Genomic DNA, 14,958 nt, shown 5'->3' on the forward strand with positions numbered 1-14,958 from the left:
TAACCGGTCGTATCGAGCGCGGCATTGTTAAAGTCGGCGAAGAGATCGAAATCGTCGGTATTATCGATACCGTCAAAACGACTTGCACCGGCGTGGAAATGTTCCGCAAACTGCTGGATCAAGGTCAGGCTGGCGACAACGTTGGTCTGCTGCTGCGCGGCACCAAGCGTGAAGACGTGCAACGTGGTCAAGTTCTGGCCAAGCCAGGCTCGATCAAGCCGCATGCACACTTCACCGGCGAGATCTATGTTCTGTCGAAAGACGAAGGCGGCCGTCATACGCCATTCTTCAACAACTATCGTCCACAGTTCTACTTCCGCACGACGGACGTAACCGGTTCGATCGAGTTGCCAGCAGACAAAGAAATGGTCATGCCAGGCGATAACGTGTCGATCACCGTCAAGCTGATCAACCCGATCGCGATGGAAGAAGGCCTGCGCTTCGCTATCCGTGAAGGCGGTCGTACCGTCGGCGCTGGTGTTGTTGCAAAAATCCTGGCTTAATTCTTAAGCCTGCATAAAAGAAGACGCGTCGTCGCCCGGCGCCCTTCTTTTTATTCAACTGCCGGGGTTGGCAAGCATTTTGGTGCTATCATGTCGACCCTGACGGTTGTTGCGTCAGAAATTCCCGTATGACCTCATTGCCGTGCAGACCGCGCGGTTCGTTCTTTTAAGGAAATATCATGTCGGCACCAAACCAAAAAATCCGTATCCGCCTGAAGGCTTTCGATTACAAACTGATCGACCAGTCCGCTCTGGAAATCGTTGAAACCGCGAAGCGCACCGGCGCTGTCGTCAAAGGCCCAGTACCACTGCCTACCCGTATTCAGCGTTTCGACGTGCTGCGTTCCCCGCACGTCAACAAAACTTCGCGCGATCAGTTCGAGATCCGTACGCACCAACGCCTGATGGACATCGTTGACCCAACGGACAAAACCGTTGACGCGCTGATGAAGCTGGACCTGCCAGCTGGTGTTGATGTCGAAATCAAACTGCAATAATCGTTTTTAAGCAGGCCGGCGGGGTGTCCCGCTGCCTGATGATGGGGCCGGGCCTGCTCACGATCGTGAGTGCGCCCGGCCCCATTGCTATTGGTGCCTGCGCATCTCTGCAAAATCGCTTTACAGTGCCGCGGCCGGCCGATAAAGTTGCTGCATGCTTAATGCCCTCGATACCCACCTGTTAAATGCCACTCCCCGTCAGCGCTTGCGCGGCTGGCCGCGCTTCCTGACCGAATTCCTGTATTTCGGCATCAAGGAGGCAAGGTCGTGCCTGTTTGTGGGACTGTTTTTTGCTGCCGTGTTCCTGGTGCCGCGCGCCGGCCTGTTCGGCCTGCCACGCTATGACGTATTGCTGCTGGTGGCGCTGGCGATCCAGGGCGCGATGGTCTGGAGCGGACTGGAAACGTGGGATGAATTGAAGGCCATCTGCCTGTTCCATGCGGTCGGCTTCGCGCTGGAAGTGTTCAAGGTATCGGGGACGATCCAGTCGTGGAGCTATCCCGACTTTGCCTATACCAAGGTGTTCGGCGTTCCCCTGTTTTCCGGCTTCATGTATGCGGCCGTCGGCAGCTACATCATCCAGACCTGGCGCCTGCTCGACATGCGGATTCGTCATCATCCGCCGTACTGGATGGCGGTGCTGATCGCCGTGTTGATCTACGCCAACTTCTTCACCCATCACTACATCGGCGACTATCGCTGGTATCTGGCCGCCTGCGCGCTGGGTTTGTACGCGCGCACCACGGTGGTGTTTCGTCCGCTCGACCGCGACCGCAGCATGCCCTTGCTGCTCGGTTTCGTGCTGGTTGGCTTCTTCATCTGGCTGGCTGAAAACATCAGCACCTTCTGGGGCGTGTGGCGCTATCCGAACCAGCTTGGCGCCTGGTCGGTCGTGCATGTCAGCAAATGGAGCTCCTGGTCGCTGCTGGTGGTGATGACGTTCACCATCGTGGCCCACCTCAAGCACATCAAGGCCAGCATCCACGTCGCCCAGCCGTAGGCCGGGCTCCGGGAGTTGCTTATTACAGGCTGGCCGCCACCGCGTCGAAGCGATTGCCGAGCGCAGCCTGCGGACCGCCTTGCAGCTGCCTGGCGTACTGGCGCAGCACTTCCGCCGAATACGTGCGCGAGGCGGGCGACAGCTTCGGCAGCAACGGCAGCACGCGTTCCAGATAGCCTGTGCCTTCCTGCCACTTGCCTTGCGCGGCCAGGGCCGACGCCAGTTCCACCATGCGGCGGCCGACGCGCGCATCGCTGCGTGGCTGCGCCGATTCTTCCGTGGCCAGCGCTTGCCGGTACAGCTGCTCCGCTTCGGCATTCTTGCCCTGCAAGCGCTTGATGCGGCCCAGGTTGTACTGGCGCTGCGAGAGGATGTCCGCGCTGGCCCCGGCCTGCTCGGCGCTGTGCAGGGCCTGTACGCAAGCCAGTTCCGCTTCGCCAAACTGGCCTTTGAGCTCGGCCGCGTTGCAGGCGTCTTGCTGTTCATTGGAGGTGGTGATCGTCGCTGGCGCCGCGCAGGCGGCCAGCAGGCTGACAGCGCATAGCAGGCTGATGGTATGGTTCTTCATAGTCTCCTCGGACGGGTGTCAAACACGGTGTATCGGTGGAGTCATGCTGCGATAAATATACTATAAGTTTTTTCGAGCGGGTGGCTTTTTGCCGGCGCGTGGCAAGGCGCGCGATTGACGCCGCTTGCGTGCTTCAGGGATACTCCGGGTCTGTCCACTAATGCGTGCCGCCGCCATGTCCAAGACTGTCCTGATCGTGGAAGATGAACAGGCGATTGCCGACAGCATCGCCTATGCCTTGCGCACGGACGGCTTTACGCCGCACCATGTGATGTTGGGCGAGCACGCCCTGGCCGCGCTGCGCCCAACGCCCGGCGAAGCCGCGCAGATGCCCGTTCTGGTAGTGCTTGACGTGGGCTTGCCCGACATGAGCGGGCTGGAAGTGTGCCGCCGGCTGCGCCAGTTTTCCGAGGTGCCGGTGATCTTCCTGACGGCCCGCAGCGATGAGATCGACCGCATCGTCGGCCTGGAAATCGGCGCCGACGATTACGTCACGAAGCCGTTTTCGCCACGCGAACTGGTGGCGCGCATCCGCGTCATCCTGCGCCGCGCGGGTGTCGCGCAAGCTCCCCGCGAGACTGGCATGACGATAGCCGCGCCTGCCGCCGCGCCGGCGCGCTTCGAGTTGCGCGCGCTGGAGGCGAAAGTGCTCTTTCACGGCCAGCCGCTGGACCTGACCCGCTATGAATACCTGTTGCTGAAAACCCTGCTCGAGCATCCGGGCCACGTGCTGTCGCGCGCGCAGCTGATGGAGCGCGTGTGGAGCGGGGCGCCCGATACGCTTGAGCGCACAGTCGACGCACACGTCAAATCGCTGCGCGCCAAGCTGCGTGCCGTCGATGCGCAGGTCGATCCCATCCACACCCACCGTGGCCTCGGCTACAGCCTGGCCGGCGCATGAAGATCGGCCTGCGCATCCTGCTCGGCTACTTCCTGATCGTCGGGCTGGCCGCATGGTTCCTGCTGAATGTCTTCATGGAGCAGGTCAAGCCCGGCGTGCGCTCGACCCTGGAAGACACCCTGGTCGACACTTCGCAGCTGCTGGCCAGCCTGGTGGCGCCCGACCTGAAGGCGGGCACGCTGGCGCAGTCGCCCGTGGCCGAGCGCATGCAGGATTACGCGCGCCATGGCGTGGACGTCAATATCAATGGCGTGCGCAAGCGCACGCTCGATTACCGCATCACCATCACGGACCGGCACGGCATCGTGCTGTTCGATTCCAGCGGGCGCGACGTGGGGCGCGACTATTCGCGCTGGAATGACGTGTACCTCACCTTGCAGGGCAAGTATGGCGCGCGCAGCACGCGCAGCCGGCCCGACGACGAGATGTCGACCGTCATGCATGTGGCCGCGCCGATTCGCGACGGCAATGAGGTGATCGGCGTGCTGACGGTGGCCAAGCCGAACGCCAGCGTGCAAGCGTTTGTCGAGCGCAGCCAGCGCAAGATATTGCAGCGCGGCGCCATCCTGTTGCTGCTGTCGCTGCTGATCGGCCTGGCATTCGCCTGGTGGCTGCACCATGCGCTGGGCAAGCTGATGCACTATATCGGCGACGTGGAAGCGGGGCGCAAGGTGGCGCTGCCGGCGCTGGGAAAGAACGAGATCGGCACTCTGGGGCGGGCGCTCGAGGCGATGCGCACGCGCCTGGAAGGCAAGGAATACGTGGAGCAGCTGATGCACACCCTGGCGCACGAATTGAAAAGCCCGATCGCCGCCATCCAGGCCTCGGCCGAGCTGCTGCAGGAAGACATGCCGCCGGCCGAGCGCCGCCAGTTCCTTGCCAGCATCCTGGAACAGAATGCGCGCCAGCGGCAGCTGATCGACAAGCTGCTGGCCCTCGTGCGCGTGGAAAAGCAGCAGCGCCTCGATCATCCCGAGCGCATCGCGCTGGGGCCCCTGCTGGCGCAAGTGGCGCAGGACGCGGCCGCCACCCTGGCGGCGCGCGGCGTGCGCCTGCAGTTGCAGGCGGAAGAGGGCAGTGTGGCCGGGGACGCCTTGTTGCTGCGCCAGGCGCTGGGCAATTTGCTCGACAACGCGGCCGGCTTTGCGCCACCGGGCAGTTGCATCGACCTGACGGCGCGGCGCCAGGGCGGCCAGGTGGAAATTGCCGTGCGCGACCGTGGCGCGGGCATCCCCGCGTATGCGCTGGAACGCGTCTTCGAGCGTTTCTATTCCCTGCCGCGCCCGAGCGCCGGCAAGAGCACGGGCCTGGGCTTGCCCTTCGTGCGCGAGGTGGCCTCGCTGCATGGCGGCACGGTCGAAGTGCTCAATCATGCGGAGGGCGGCGCCTGCGCGCGCCTGTGCCTGCCACTAGCCTAGCGCACTTTATTTTCCCGCTTCACACAGACTGCATCGTCAGCGCACACAGCTTTTTTACACTGGCCGCCTTACTTCAAGGATGCGCCATGCAAAAAACTCTGTTAGTCAAAGCGTTGATCGTGTTCGGCCTGATGCTGCTGATCGGCTTGCCGTTGCTGATGATCCAGGAAACGATCAAGGAAAGGATGGAATTCCGCCAGGAAGCCGTCAACAGCATCGCCGCCGATTCGGTGCGCGAACAAACCATCATCGGCCCCATCCTGGTGATCCCGTATGTGGAGCAGTATGACGAGCGGGTCGAGATCGCCGTCGACAAGGAGCAGAAAGGCAGCGTGCCGGCGCAGACACAGGTGCAGCGCCGCGTCATGCAGCGCCGCTTGCTGGTGTACCCGAACCTCTTGCTGCAGGAAGGCACCATCGAGACCGACCGCCGCTACCGTGGCATCCACCAGGTGCTGGTGTACAGCGGCCAGCATGCGTTCAAGGGCGACTTCACGGTGCCCAGTCTTGAGCAGTTGCCGCGCAAGACGCCGGACGCGCGCGTGACCCTGGGCGAGCCGTTTGTTGCCTTGTCCATCGAGGACGTGCGCGGCATCCGCAACATCCCGAAAATCGACTGGGGCGGGCGGCAGATCGAATTCGAACAGGGCACCGACCTGTTTGCCTTCCGCAGCGGCCTGCATGCACCCCTGGGCGCCATGCCGCTGGCGCAAGCGCAGCAGGTGAAATTCAGTTTTGACCTGGGACTGGACGGCATCGAACGCCAGCATTTCGTGCCGGTGGCGAAAAACAGCCAGATCAGCATCAAGTCGAACTGGCCCCATCCGCAGTTTGGCGGGCGCTTCCTGCCGTCGCCGAAACACCGCCAGATCAATGCAGATGGCTTTCAGGTCGAATGGAATATCTCGTCGCTGGCCAGCAATGCGCAAACGCAGCTGAGCACGATCGAGGGCGAGTTCAAGGTGCCCGACAGCGCACCGCTGGGCCAGGTGGACCGTTTCAGCGTCGGCTTCATCGAGCCGATCAATGTGTATTCGCAGTCGGACCGGGCCACCAAGTATGGCTTGCTGTTTGTGGCGCTGACGTTTGCCGCCTTCTTCATCTTCGAGATCCTGAAGAGTCTGCCGATCCATCCCGTGCAATATCTGCTGGTGGGCCTGTCGCTGGTGATCTTCTTCCTGCTGCTGGTGGGCCTGGCCGAGCATATCGCTTTCCTTGCCGCTTACCTGATCGCCAGCGCCGCCTGCATCGTGCTGACCAGCTTTTACCTGGTGCACGTGCTGCACAACGCCTGGCGCGGCATCGGCTTCGGCGTGGCGCTGACGGTGCTGTATGGGGCCCTGTATGGCCTGCTGAACTCGGAAAACAACGCGCTGGTAATGGGCAGCATCCTGCTGTTCGCCGTGCTGGCCGCCATCATGGTGGCGACGCGCAAGGTTGACTGGTATCAGATTGGCAAAGGAGCGCCGCAGGAATAGGGGCCATCCGGGCGCCATGCGCCTCCGCATTTGCAGCCAGCCGTGACAGTGACATGTCCGGGCTGGCTTTTTATTTGGCGCGGGAAAAACACGATGCTATTAATTGGTAGTTGGTTGGTATTGTTTACGGTATTCTATTGGCATTGCTTTTTAAGTAATGGCGCCGCCGCGGCGCCTGCCCGGGGCGGTGCGAGGATGGCGTGTCGTCCTGGTTGTTGTTCCATCTGATAAACGGAGATGAAATATGATCAAGAAGACAATGGCTTTCCTGTTTGCGCTGGGCCTGAGCGCCTCGTATGCATTTGCCGCCGGCGATGTCACGCAGTGCTATAGCGAGTGCGGGCAGAAGGTGGCCAATTGCCGGGCGCACCTCGGTGGCAGCCCCATCTGCGAGGACTTGTACGAGCATTGTCTGGCCAATTGCCAGAAGTAAGCACCTGCTCCCGGCAGTTTGCCTGGGTGCGCTTTGATTCCTGAAAAAACACAATTGGAGACATGCATGTACAAGAAAATCGCGGTATTCCTGTTTGCCATCGGCTGCAGCGCCTCGTATGCCAGGGCTGGCAATGATTGCACGCTGGAATGCGCCATCCGGGCCAATACGTGCTCGGGCGGCATGCCCGGTTCGGCCTCGAGCCCGATTTGCGAGATGATCTACCAGCATTGCATCGAGCAGTGCAAGGTCTGAGCTGAGTCGCCCTCCGCCCGGCGCCAGGCCTGATGAGGGAGGGCAAGATCGAAGAGGACAAGGGCGCGTCCGCCGTGTACGCGCCCTTGTTGTTTCTGCGGCTGCCACTGACTTGCCGCCGGTGGCGTCCGGTGCGGCAGGCCGCATGCCGCCATGCTTTGCGGCCATTAAATTGCCTCGCTGCAGTTTTTTTCCGGTGCGCCGACAACTCCCGCAGGGGCGTCGCGCAACACTTTGACATACCTCGTGTTAACTTGTTGCGTCAAGGGTTTTTGTGCTATATACTAGCCGGCTTCGGTATGGATTCGTCTTTTTTGAGTCCTACGTTACTTTGTAGTTAAACAAGCCCCGCCCAATCGCAGGTGGGAATGGAGAAAAAATGAGCCTAGGCCTTCTCGGTCGCAAGGTTGGTATGATGCGCATTTTCACGGATGAAGGGGATTCGATCCCGGTCACCGTGTTGGACGTATCGAACAACCGTGTTGCGCAAATCAAAACCCCTGAAACAGATGGTTACTCCGCTGTTCAGGTCGCATTCGGTCAACGTCGCGCTTCCCGCGTGACCAAAGCTGTTGCTGGTCATCACGCTAAAGCTGGTGTTGAAGCCGGTACTCTGTTGAAAGAGTTCCGTGTCGACGCTGCCAAAGCCGCTGAACTGAAAGCTGGCGATGTTGTCGCTGCTTCCCTGTTCGAAGTCGGTCAAAAGATCGACGTGCAAGGCGTTACCATCGGTAAAGGCTATGCAGGCGTTATCAAACGTTACCACTTCGCTTCTGGCCGTGCAACGCACGGTAACTCGCGTTCGCACAACGTTCCAGGTTCCATCGGTATGGCACAAGATCCAGGTCGCGTTTTCCCTGGTAAGCGCATGACCGGTCATCTGGGTGACGTTAACCGTACGATCCAGAACCTCGTGATCGCCCGTATCGATGCCGACCGTCAGCTGTTGCTGGTCAAAGGCGCGATTCCAGGTGCGAAAAATGGCCAGGTAGTTGTCTCGCCAGCCATCAAAACCAAAGCCAAGAAGGGAGCTTAAACGATGGAACTCAAGCTTCTGAATGCGCAAGGTCAAGCCGCCTCGAACGTTGCTGCAGCCGATACGATTTTCGGCCGTGACTACAATGAAGCGCTGATCCACCAAGTCGTCATCGCTTATCAAGCGAATGCACGTAGTGGTAACCGCAAGCAAAAAGACCGTGAAGAAGTTCACCACACGACGAAAAAGCCATGGCGCCAAAAAGGTACCGGCCGCGCTCGTGCTGGTATGTCGTCGTCGCCACTGTGGCGCGGCGGTGGTCGGATTTTCCCGAACTCGCCTGACGAAAACTTCACCCACAAAGTGAACAAAAAGATGTATCGCGCAGGTATCTGCTCGATCCTGTCGCAGCTGGCTCGCGAAGAGCGCCTGATCGTCATCGACGATCTGACGATCGACGCGCCAAAAACCAAGCTGCTGTCGCAAAAATTGAACGGCCTGGGCTTTGATTCGGTTCTGATCATCACCGACGTTCTGAACGAAAACCTGGAACTGGCATCGCGCAACCTGCCTAACGTACTCGTCGTTGAGCCACGTCACGCAGACCCGATGTCCCTGGTGTTCTACAAGAAGATCCTGGTCACCAAAGCTGCATTGGCCAAGATTGAGGAGATGCTGGCATGAGCGCGATTTTGAAACATAGCGAAGAACGCTTGATGAAGGTGCTGTTGGCGCCCGTGATTTCCGAAAAGGCCACCATGGTCGCGGAAAAGAACGAGCAAATTGTATTCCGCGTACTGCCGGATGCAACCAAGCCTGAAATCAAGGCAGCGGTCGAACTGCTGTTCAAGGTTGAAGTTCTGTCCGTGCAAACTGCAAACCGCGAAGGTAAGCAAAAGCGCACCGGCAAGTTCAACGGTCGTCGTAACCATACCAAGCGTGCTTTCGTGTGCCTGAAGCCTGGCCAGGAAATCAACTTCTCCGAGGAGGCTGCATAATGGCACTCGTTAAGATGAAACCAACCTCGCCAGGCCGTCGCGGCATGGTGAAGGTGGTGAATGCTGACCTGTACAAAGGTCGTCCATTCGCTGCCCTGGTTGAAAAGAAATCCAAGACCGCTGGTCGTAACAACAACGGTCACATCACCACCCGTCATATCGGTGGTGGTCATAAGCAACACTACCGCTTGATCGACTTCAAGCGCACCAAAGATGGTATTCCAGCGAAAGTGGAACGTATCGAATACGATCCAAACCGCACCGCGAATATCGCTCTGTTGTGCTACGCCGACGGCGAACGTCACTACATCATCGCAACCAAAGGCATGGCCGTTGGCGACAGCGTGATGAACGGTTCGGAAGCACCGATCAAATCGGGTAACTGCTTGCCAATCCGTAACATCCCGGTCGGTACCGTGATGCATTGCGTCGAAATGCTGCCAGGTAAAGGTGCCCAAATGGCACGTACCGCCGGCGCTGGCGTTGTGCTGATGGCACGTGAAGGTACCTACGCTCAAGTGCGTCTGCGCTCGGGTGAAGTACGTCGCGTGCACATCGAGTGCCGTGCAACGGTTGGTGAAGTCGGCAATGCCGAGCACAGCCTGCGTAAAATCGGTAAAGCTGGTGCGATGCGCTGGCGCGGTGTTCGTCCTACCGTTCGCGGTGTGGTCATGAACCCGGTCGATCACCCGCACGGTGGTGGTGAAGGTAAAACAGCAGCTGGTCGTCATCCAGTTTCGCCATGGGGCCAACAGACCAAGGGTAAGAAAACACGCAGCAACAAGCGTACGACTTCCATGATCGTCTCGCGCCGCGGCAAGAAATAAGGGGTAGCACATGACACGTTCATTGAAAAAAGGGCCGTTCTGTGACGCCCACCTGGTGAAAAAAGTTGAAGCCGCGCAAGCAGCCAAAGACAAAAAGCCAATCAAAACCTGGTCGCGTCGTTCGACAATCATGCCTGACTTCATCGGCCTGACGATCGCGGTTCATAACGGCAAGCTGCACGTGCCGGTTTATGTTTCCGAAAACATGGTTGGTCACAAGCTCGGCGAATTCGCACTGACCCGTACGTTCAAGGGCCATGCAGCTGACAAAAAGGCTAAGAAATAATGGAAACTAAAGCTATCCTCAAAGGTGTGCGCCTGTCGGACCAAAAGGGCCGCCTGGTTGCTGACCTGATCCGTGGCAAGAAAGTTGACGCTGCACTCAACATCTTGCAATTCAGCCCGAAAAAAGGTGCTGCGATCATCAAGCGTGTTCTGGAATCGGCAATCGCCAATGCGGAACACAATGATGGTGCGGACATCGACGAATTGTTCGTGAAAACGATCTACGTCGAAAAGGGCCCGGTCCTGAAGCGCTTCACCGCGCGTGCAAAAGGCCGTGGCGACCGTATTTCGAAACAATCCTGTCACGTTTACGTGACTGTCGGTAACTAAGGAGCCACGATGGGTCAGAAAATTCATCCAACCGGTTTCCGTCTGGCGGTCACCCGTAACTGGGCTTCGCGCTGGTATGCAGGCAACGGTAATTTCGCTGCCATGCTGAACGAAGACTTGAAAGCACGTGCTTACCTGAAAAAGAAACTGAAGAACGCTTCCGTTGGCCGCATCGTTATCGAGCGCCCAGCCAAGAACGCGCGCTTCACGATCTACAGCTCGCGTCCAGGCGTGGTCATTGGTAAAAAAGGCGAAGACATCGAAGTACTGAAGTCGGCGCTGACCAAGATCATGGGCGTACCTGTTCACGTGAACATCGAAGAAATTCGCAAGCCAGAAATCGACTCGCAACTGATCGCCGATTCGATCGCTCAGCAGCTGGAAAAACGGATCATGTTCCGCCGCGCCATGAAGCGTGCAATGCAAAATGCAATGCGCCTGGGTGCTCTCGGTATCAAGATCATGTCGTCCGGCCGTCTGAACGGTATCGAAATCGCGCGTAAAGAGTGGTACCGCGAAGGCCGCGTGCCTCTGCATACCCTGCGCGCCGATATCGACTACGGTACCAGCGAAGCGTCGACCACCTACGGCATCATCGGTGTCAAGGTGTGGGTATACAAAGGTGACCGCGCGCCTAACGGCGATGCACCAGTCATCGATACCCCAGCTGACGAGAAGAAAAGCCGCGGCCCACGCCGTGACGATGGCAAGCCAGCTGGCCGTCCACGTCCAGCCGGTGCCGGTGCGAAACCATCCACAGCACCAGGTGCACGTGTGCGTACCGCCGCTAAACCGGCCGCCGCAGCAGCACCAGCTGAGAAAGCAGGAGAATAATCATGCTGCAACCAGCACGCAGAAAGTATCGTAAAGAGCAGAAAGGCCGTAATACCGGTATTTCGCACAGCCGCGGCACCGCCGTGTCGTTTGGCGAATTCGGTCTGAAGGCAGTTGCGCGCGGTCGTATCACTGCGCGTCAAATTGAAGCGGCGCGTCGTGCAATGACGCGTCACATCAAGCGCGGTGGCCGTATCTGGATCCGTATTTTCCCGGACAAACCGATTTCGAACAAACCGGCTGAAGTCCGTATGGGTAACGGTAAAGGTAATCCTGAGTACTACGTCGCTGAAATTCAGCCAGGCAAAGTACTGTACGAAATGGATGGCGTTGATGAAGCGCTGGCACGGGAAGCATTCCGTCTTGCCGCCGCTAAACTGCCACTGGCGACGACGTTTGTCATCCGCCAAGTCGGCCAATAATTGGAGTTGTATATGAAAGCATCTGAACTCCGCGGCAAGGACCAGCCAGCTCTGCAAAAAGAGCTGAATGACCTGTTGAAGGCACAGTTCGGCCTGCGCATGCAAATCGCTACGCAGCAGCTGAGCAACACTTCGCAGCTCAAGAAGGTACGCCGCGATATCGCGCGTGTGAAGACGGTAATGAATCTGAAGGAAGCCAAATGAACGAACCAGTGAAACAGTCGCTCAAGCGCACGCTGATCGGTAAAGTGGTTTCGGACAAGATGGACAAGACCGTTACCGTTCTGATCGAGCGCCACGTAAAACATCCTTTGTATGGCAAGATCATCATGCGCTCGAACAAGTATCACGCGCATGACGAGACCAACCAAGTCAAGGCCGGTGACACGGTCGAGATCCAGGAAGGTCGCCCGATCTCCAAAACGAAGGCATGGACGGTGACACGTGTGGTTCAAGCCGCACCAACCGTTTAAATAAAAACCACCGTTTCGGCGGTGGCTTTTAATTAGTACTTGCAGGCCCGCAAATTGTATGTAATACTTGCGGGCTTCGTTCATGTAACGCCGCAAAGTGTCTGGCCACAGACAGTAGCATTCGCGGTCAGTTGATGTATGAAGGTCATGCACCCAAACAGTGAAGCCCAGCAGGGCGGCTCTGGCGGGACCAAGACTGACCGTGGGTCTACATTGTGTGGATTCTTCGGCTTAAGTTGGGAAAGAGAATACTATGATTCAAACTGAAAGCCGGCTCGAAGTGGCTGACAATACCGGTGCCAAAGAAGTAATGTGCATCAAGGTATTGGGCGGCTCCAAGCGCCGTTATGCTGGCATTGGCGATGTGATCAAGGTAACCGTTAAGGTTGCTGCGCCACGTGGCCGTGTCAAAAAAGGTGAAATTTATAACGCCGTGGTTGTGCGCACCGCTAAAGGTGTTCGCCGCCAAGACGGTTCCCTGGTGAAGTTCGACGGCAATGCCGCCGTTCTGTTGAACGCCAAGCTGGAACCGATCGGTACCCGTATTTTTGGACCTGTCACACGCGAACTGCGTACTGAGAAGTTCATGAAAATCGTGTCCCTGGCACCGGAAGTCCTGTAAGGAGTCGTAATGGATAAGATTCGTAAAAACGACGAAGTCATCGTTCTGACCGGGAAAGACAAGGGCAAACGTGGTGTGGTACAGCAGCGTATCGATGCTGAACATATCGTGGTTGACGGCATTAACATCGCTAAAAAAGCGACTAAGCCAAACCCGATGACTGGCGTAACTGGTGGTATCGTCGATAAGACCATGCCAATTCACGTGTCCAACGTTGCATTGTTTAATGCAGCGACTGGCAAGGCAGATCGCGTGGGTTTCAAAGAAGTGGACGGCAAGAAAGTTCGCATCTTTAAATCCTCCGGCGAAGTAGTGAAGGCTTAAGAAATCATGGCACGTCTCCAAGAATTCTATAAAGAAAAAGTCGTTGCCGACCTGACCAGCAAGTTTGGTTACAAGTCGGTAATGGAAGTTCCACGCCTGACCAAGATCACCCTGAACATGGGTGTTGGTGAGGCTATCGCGGATAAAAAAGTTCTCGAGCACGCAGTTGCTGACTTGACCAAGATCGCCGGCCAGAAGCCAGTGACCACCAAGTCCCGCAAAGCGATCGCAGGCTTCAAAATCCGTGAAGGTTACCCGATCGGTACGATGGTCACCCTGCGCGGCGCTCGCATGTACGAGTTCCTGGATCGCTTCATTACCGTGGCTCTGCCGCGCGTACGCGATTTCCGTGGTGTGAACGGCCGTGCATTTGATGGTCGTGGCAACTACAACATCGGTGTCAAGGAACAGATCATTTTCCCTGAAATCGAATACGACAAGATTGACGCGTTGCGCGGTATGAATATCAGCATCACGACAACCGCTAAGACCGATGACGAAGCCAAAGCTTTGCTCGCCGCCTTTAAATTCCCTTTCAGGAACTGATCATGGCCAAACTGTCACTGATTAATCGTGAGATCAAGCGTGCTGACCTGGTGGCGAAATTCGCCCCTAAGCGCGAAGCTCTCAAGGCCATCGTCGATGACCAATCGAAATCGGAAGAAGAGCGCTACGAAGCTCGCCTGAAATTGCAGGCGCTGCCACGTAACTCGAACCCGACGCGTCAACGTAACCGTTGCGCCATCACTGGTCGTCCGCGCGGCACATTCCGTAAATTCGGTCTGGGTCGTATCAAGCTCCGTGAATTCGCCATGCGTGGTGAAATTCCGGGTATGACAAAAGCAAGCTGGTAATAGGAGAATATGCAATGAGTATGAGCGATCCTATCGCCGATATGCTGACCCGCATTCGCAATGCACAAGGCGTGCAAAAGACGACCGTGGCCATGCCATCGTCGAAAGTCAAAATTGCGATTGCCAGCGTCCTGAAGGACGAGGGTTACATTGAAGATTTCGCTGTTGCCGAAGCTGGTGGCAAAGCGGAACTGAAAATCGGTTTGAAGTATTATGTTGGCCGTCCCGTCATTGAGCGCTTGGAGCGCGTGTCCCGTCCGGGTCTGCGCGTCTACAAGGGTAAAGACGAGATCCCTGTTGTGATGAATGGCTTGGGTGTGGCGATCGTGTCGACTCCGCAAGGCGTCATGACTGACCGCAAAGCACGCGCTACCGGTGTCGGCGGCGAAGTTATTTGCTACGTGGCTTAAGGAGTTACACATGTCTCGAGTAGCTAAAATGCCTATCGTAGTGCCAGCTGGCGCCGAAGTCGCCATCTCCGCACAAGCGATCACCGTAAAAGGCCCGCTGGGCGTACTTTCCCAGGCCCTCACCGGCCAGGTCAAAGTAGAAAACAATGCAGGAACCCTGAGTTTCGACGTGGCGAACGACAGCCGCGAAGCCAATGCCATGTCCGGCACGCTGCGCGCACTGGTCAACAACATGGTTGTTGGCGTCACCAAGGGTTTCGAGAAAAAGCTGAACCTGGTAGGCGTGGGTTACAAGGCGCAAGCTCAAGGCGACAAGCTGAATCTGTCCCTGGGTTTCTCGCACCCTGTAGTGCATGACATGCCAGCTGGCGTTACCTGCGCAACACCAACCCCGACCGAGATCCTGATTAAAGGTATCGACCGTCAACAGGTTGGCCAGGTAGCCGCTGAAGTTCGTGCTTACCGCGCTCCTGAGCCTTATAAAGGCAAGGGCGTTCGCTATGCGGACGAAGTGGTTAAGCTTAAAGAAACCAAGAAGAAGTAATTAGGG

At 57.7% G+C, this 14,958-nt stretch carries 25 protein-coding genes; 24 read left to right on the forward strand and 1 reads right to left on the reverse strand.

Features of this window, described 5'->3' with window-relative positions; genetic code table 11:
• The 3 genes from CSQ93_RS13110 to CSQ93_RS13120 form a co-directional block, all read left to right on the forward strand.
• A partial coding sequence (locus CSQ93_RS13110) for an EF-Tu/IF-2/RF-3 family GTPase (RefSeq protein WP_099378430.1) occupies positions 1 to 503 on the forward strand: 503 nt, incomplete at its 5' end.
• A gap of 179 nt (positions 504 to 682) precedes the next feature.
• Positions 683 to 1,000: a 30S ribosomal protein S10 gene (rpsJ, locus tag CSQ93_RS13115; RefSeq protein ID WP_010394389.1), complete on the forward strand. Its 318-nt coding sequence runs from the start codon at positions 683 to 685 to the stop codon at positions 998 to 1,000.
• Between the two features lie 154 nt (positions 1,001 to 1,154).
• The gene (locus CSQ93_RS13120) at positions 1,155 to 2,000 is read left to right on the forward strand and encodes a DUF817 domain-containing protein (protein WP_099378431.1); all 846 of its coding nucleotides are present in this window, start codon (positions 1,155 to 1,157) and stop codon (positions 1,998 to 2,000) included.
• Positions 2,001 to 2,022: 22 nt separating this feature from the next.
• Here CSQ93_RS13120 and CSQ93_RS13125 read toward each other — a convergent pair whose 3' ends face one another.
• A complete protein-coding gene (locus CSQ93_RS13125; RefSeq protein ID WP_099378432.1) occupies positions 2,023 to 2,568 on the reverse strand; it encodes a tetratricopeptide repeat protein in 546 nt (181 codons plus the stop codon).
• Between the two features lie 175 nt (positions 2,569 to 2,743).
• On the opposite strand from CSQ93_RS13125, the gene creB reads away from it, so the two are divergent.
• The 21 genes from creB (at position 2,744) to rplF (ending at position 14,952) form a co-directional block, all read left to right on the forward strand.
• Complete coding sequence (gene creB / locus CSQ93_RS13130) at positions 2,744 to 3,469, forward strand: two-component system response regulator CreB (protein WP_099378626.1); 726 nt, start codon at positions 2,744 to 2,746, stop codon at positions 3,467 to 3,469.
• On the forward strand, positions 3,466 to 4,887 hold the full coding sequence (gene creC / locus CSQ93_RS13135; protein ID WP_099378433.1) for a two-component system sensor histidine kinase CreC: 1,422 nt from the start codon (positions 3,466 to 3,468) through the stop codon (positions 4,885 to 4,887). Before creB ends, creC begins: the two co-directional genes overlap by 4 nt.
• A gap of 86 nt (positions 4,888 to 4,973) precedes the next feature.
• Positions 4,974 to 6,365 (forward strand): cell envelope integrity protein CreD, encoded by a 1,392-nt coding sequence (gene creD / locus CSQ93_RS13140; protein WP_099378434.1) that lies wholly within the window; start codon positions 4,974 to 4,976, stop codon positions 6,363 to 6,365.
• Between the two features lie 244 nt (positions 6,366 to 6,609).
• A complete protein-coding gene (locus CSQ93_RS13145; protein WP_099378435.1) occupies positions 6,610 to 6,798 on the forward strand; it encodes a hypothetical protein in 189 nt (62 codons plus the stop codon).
• 66 nt (positions 6,799 to 6,864) lie between these two features.
• Positions 6,865 to 7,053: a hypothetical protein gene (locus tag CSQ93_RS13150; RefSeq protein ID WP_099378436.1), complete on the forward strand. Its 189-nt coding sequence runs from the start codon at positions 6,865 to 6,867 to the stop codon at positions 7,051 to 7,053.
• A 379-nt stretch (positions 7,054 to 7,432) separates the two neighbouring features.
• Complete coding sequence (gene rplC, locus CSQ93_RS13155) at positions 7,433 to 8,089, forward strand: 50S ribosomal protein L3 (protein WP_010394393.1); 657 nt, start codon at positions 7,433 to 7,435, stop codon at positions 8,087 to 8,089.
• A 3-nt stretch (positions 8,090 to 8,092) separates the two neighbouring features.
• Positions 8,093 to 8,713 (forward strand): 50S ribosomal protein L4, encoded by a 621-nt coding sequence (gene rplD / locus CSQ93_RS13160; protein ID WP_034753197.1) that lies wholly within the window; start codon positions 8,093 to 8,095, stop codon positions 8,711 to 8,713.
• Positions 8,710 to 9,027 (forward strand): 50S ribosomal protein L23, encoded by a 318-nt coding sequence (gene rplW, locus CSQ93_RS13165; RefSeq protein WP_010394398.1) that lies wholly within the window; start codon positions 8,710 to 8,712, stop codon positions 9,025 to 9,027. The genes rplD and rplW overlap by 4 nt, the downstream gene beginning before the upstream one ends.
• Positions 9,027 to 9,854 carry a 50S ribosomal protein L2 gene (gene rplB / locus CSQ93_RS13170; RefSeq protein ID WP_034753198.1) on the forward strand — a complete coding sequence of 276 codons (828 nt, stop codon included), beginning with the start codon at positions 9,027 to 9,029 and terminating at the stop codon, positions 9,852 to 9,854. Before rplW ends, rplB begins: the two co-directional genes overlap by 1 nt.
• 10 nt (positions 9,855 to 9,864) lie before the next feature.
• Positions 9,865 to 10,140, forward strand: coding sequence for a 30S ribosomal protein S19 (gene rpsS / locus CSQ93_RS13175; RefSeq protein ID WP_008444295.1), 276 nt, complete (start codon positions 9,865 to 9,867; stop codon positions 10,138 to 10,140).
• Complete coding sequence (gene rplV / locus CSQ93_RS13180; RefSeq protein WP_170840583.1) at positions 10,137 to 10,469, forward strand: 50S ribosomal protein L22; 333 nt, start codon at positions 10,137 to 10,139, stop codon at positions 10,467 to 10,469. The genes rpsS and rplV overlap by 4 nt, the downstream gene beginning before the upstream one ends.
• A 9-nt stretch (positions 10,470 to 10,478) precedes the next feature.
• Complete coding sequence (rpsC, locus tag CSQ93_RS13185) at positions 10,479 to 11,303, forward strand: 30S ribosomal protein S3 (RefSeq protein ID WP_034753199.1); 825 nt, start codon at positions 10,479 to 10,481, stop codon at positions 11,301 to 11,303.
• A gap of 2 nt (positions 11,304 to 11,305) precedes the next feature.
• Positions 11,306 to 11,725 (forward strand): 50S ribosomal protein L16, encoded by a 420-nt coding sequence (rplP, locus tag CSQ93_RS13190; protein WP_034753201.1) that lies wholly within the window; start codon positions 11,306 to 11,308, stop codon positions 11,723 to 11,725.
• A gap of 12 nt (positions 11,726 to 11,737) precedes the next feature.
• Positions 11,738 to 11,929: a 50S ribosomal protein L29 gene (gene rpmC, locus CSQ93_RS13195; protein ID WP_010394412.1), complete on the forward strand. Its 192-nt coding sequence runs from the start codon at positions 11,738 to 11,740 to the stop codon at positions 11,927 to 11,929.
• On the forward strand, positions 11,926 to 12,198 hold the full coding sequence (gene rpsQ / locus CSQ93_RS13200; protein ID WP_010394415.1) for a 30S ribosomal protein S17: 273 nt from the start codon (positions 11,926 to 11,928) through the stop codon (positions 12,196 to 12,198). Before rpmC ends, rpsQ begins: the two co-directional genes overlap by 4 nt.
• Positions 12,199 to 12,451: 253 nt before the next feature.
• On the forward strand, positions 12,452 to 12,820 hold the full coding sequence (gene rplN / locus CSQ93_RS13205) for a 50S ribosomal protein L14 (RefSeq protein WP_008444317.1): 369 nt from the start codon (positions 12,452 to 12,454) through the stop codon (positions 12,818 to 12,820).
• A gap of 9 nt (positions 12,821 to 12,829) precedes the next feature.
• Positions 12,830 to 13,144: a 50S ribosomal protein L24 gene (gene rplX / locus CSQ93_RS13210; RefSeq protein ID WP_034753204.1), complete on the forward strand. Its 315-nt coding sequence runs from the start codon at positions 12,830 to 12,832 to the stop codon at positions 13,142 to 13,144.
• 6 nt (positions 13,145 to 13,150) lie between these two features.
• A complete protein-coding gene (gene rplE, locus CSQ93_RS13215) occupies positions 13,151 to 13,690 on the forward strand; it encodes a 50S ribosomal protein L5 (RefSeq protein WP_010394421.1) in 540 nt (179 codons plus the stop codon).
• A gap of 2 nt (positions 13,691 to 13,692) precedes the next feature.
• Positions 13,693 to 13,998 carry a 30S ribosomal protein S14 gene (gene rpsN / locus CSQ93_RS13220; protein WP_010394423.1) on the forward strand — a complete coding sequence of 102 codons (306 nt, stop codon included), beginning with the start codon at positions 13,693 to 13,695 and terminating at the stop codon, positions 13,996 to 13,998.
• A 14-nt stretch (positions 13,999 to 14,012) separates the two neighbouring features.
• Positions 14,013 to 14,408: a 30S ribosomal protein S8 gene (gene rpsH / locus CSQ93_RS13225; RefSeq protein WP_034753208.1), complete on the forward strand. Its 396-nt coding sequence runs from the start codon at positions 14,013 to 14,015 to the stop codon at positions 14,406 to 14,408.
• Between the two features lie 10 nt (positions 14,409 to 14,418).
• Complete coding sequence (gene rplF, locus CSQ93_RS13230) at positions 14,419 to 14,952, forward strand: 50S ribosomal protein L6 (protein ID WP_034778281.1); 534 nt, start codon at positions 14,419 to 14,421, stop codon at positions 14,950 to 14,952.
• Positions 14,953 to 14,958 lie beyond the last annotated feature (6 nt).

Origin of the sequence: Janthinobacterium sp. BJB426, assembly GCF_002735705.1 — a bacterium.
Classification (GTDB): domain Bacteria; phylum Pseudomonadota; class Gammaproteobacteria; order Burkholderiales; family Burkholderiaceae_D; genus Janthinobacterium.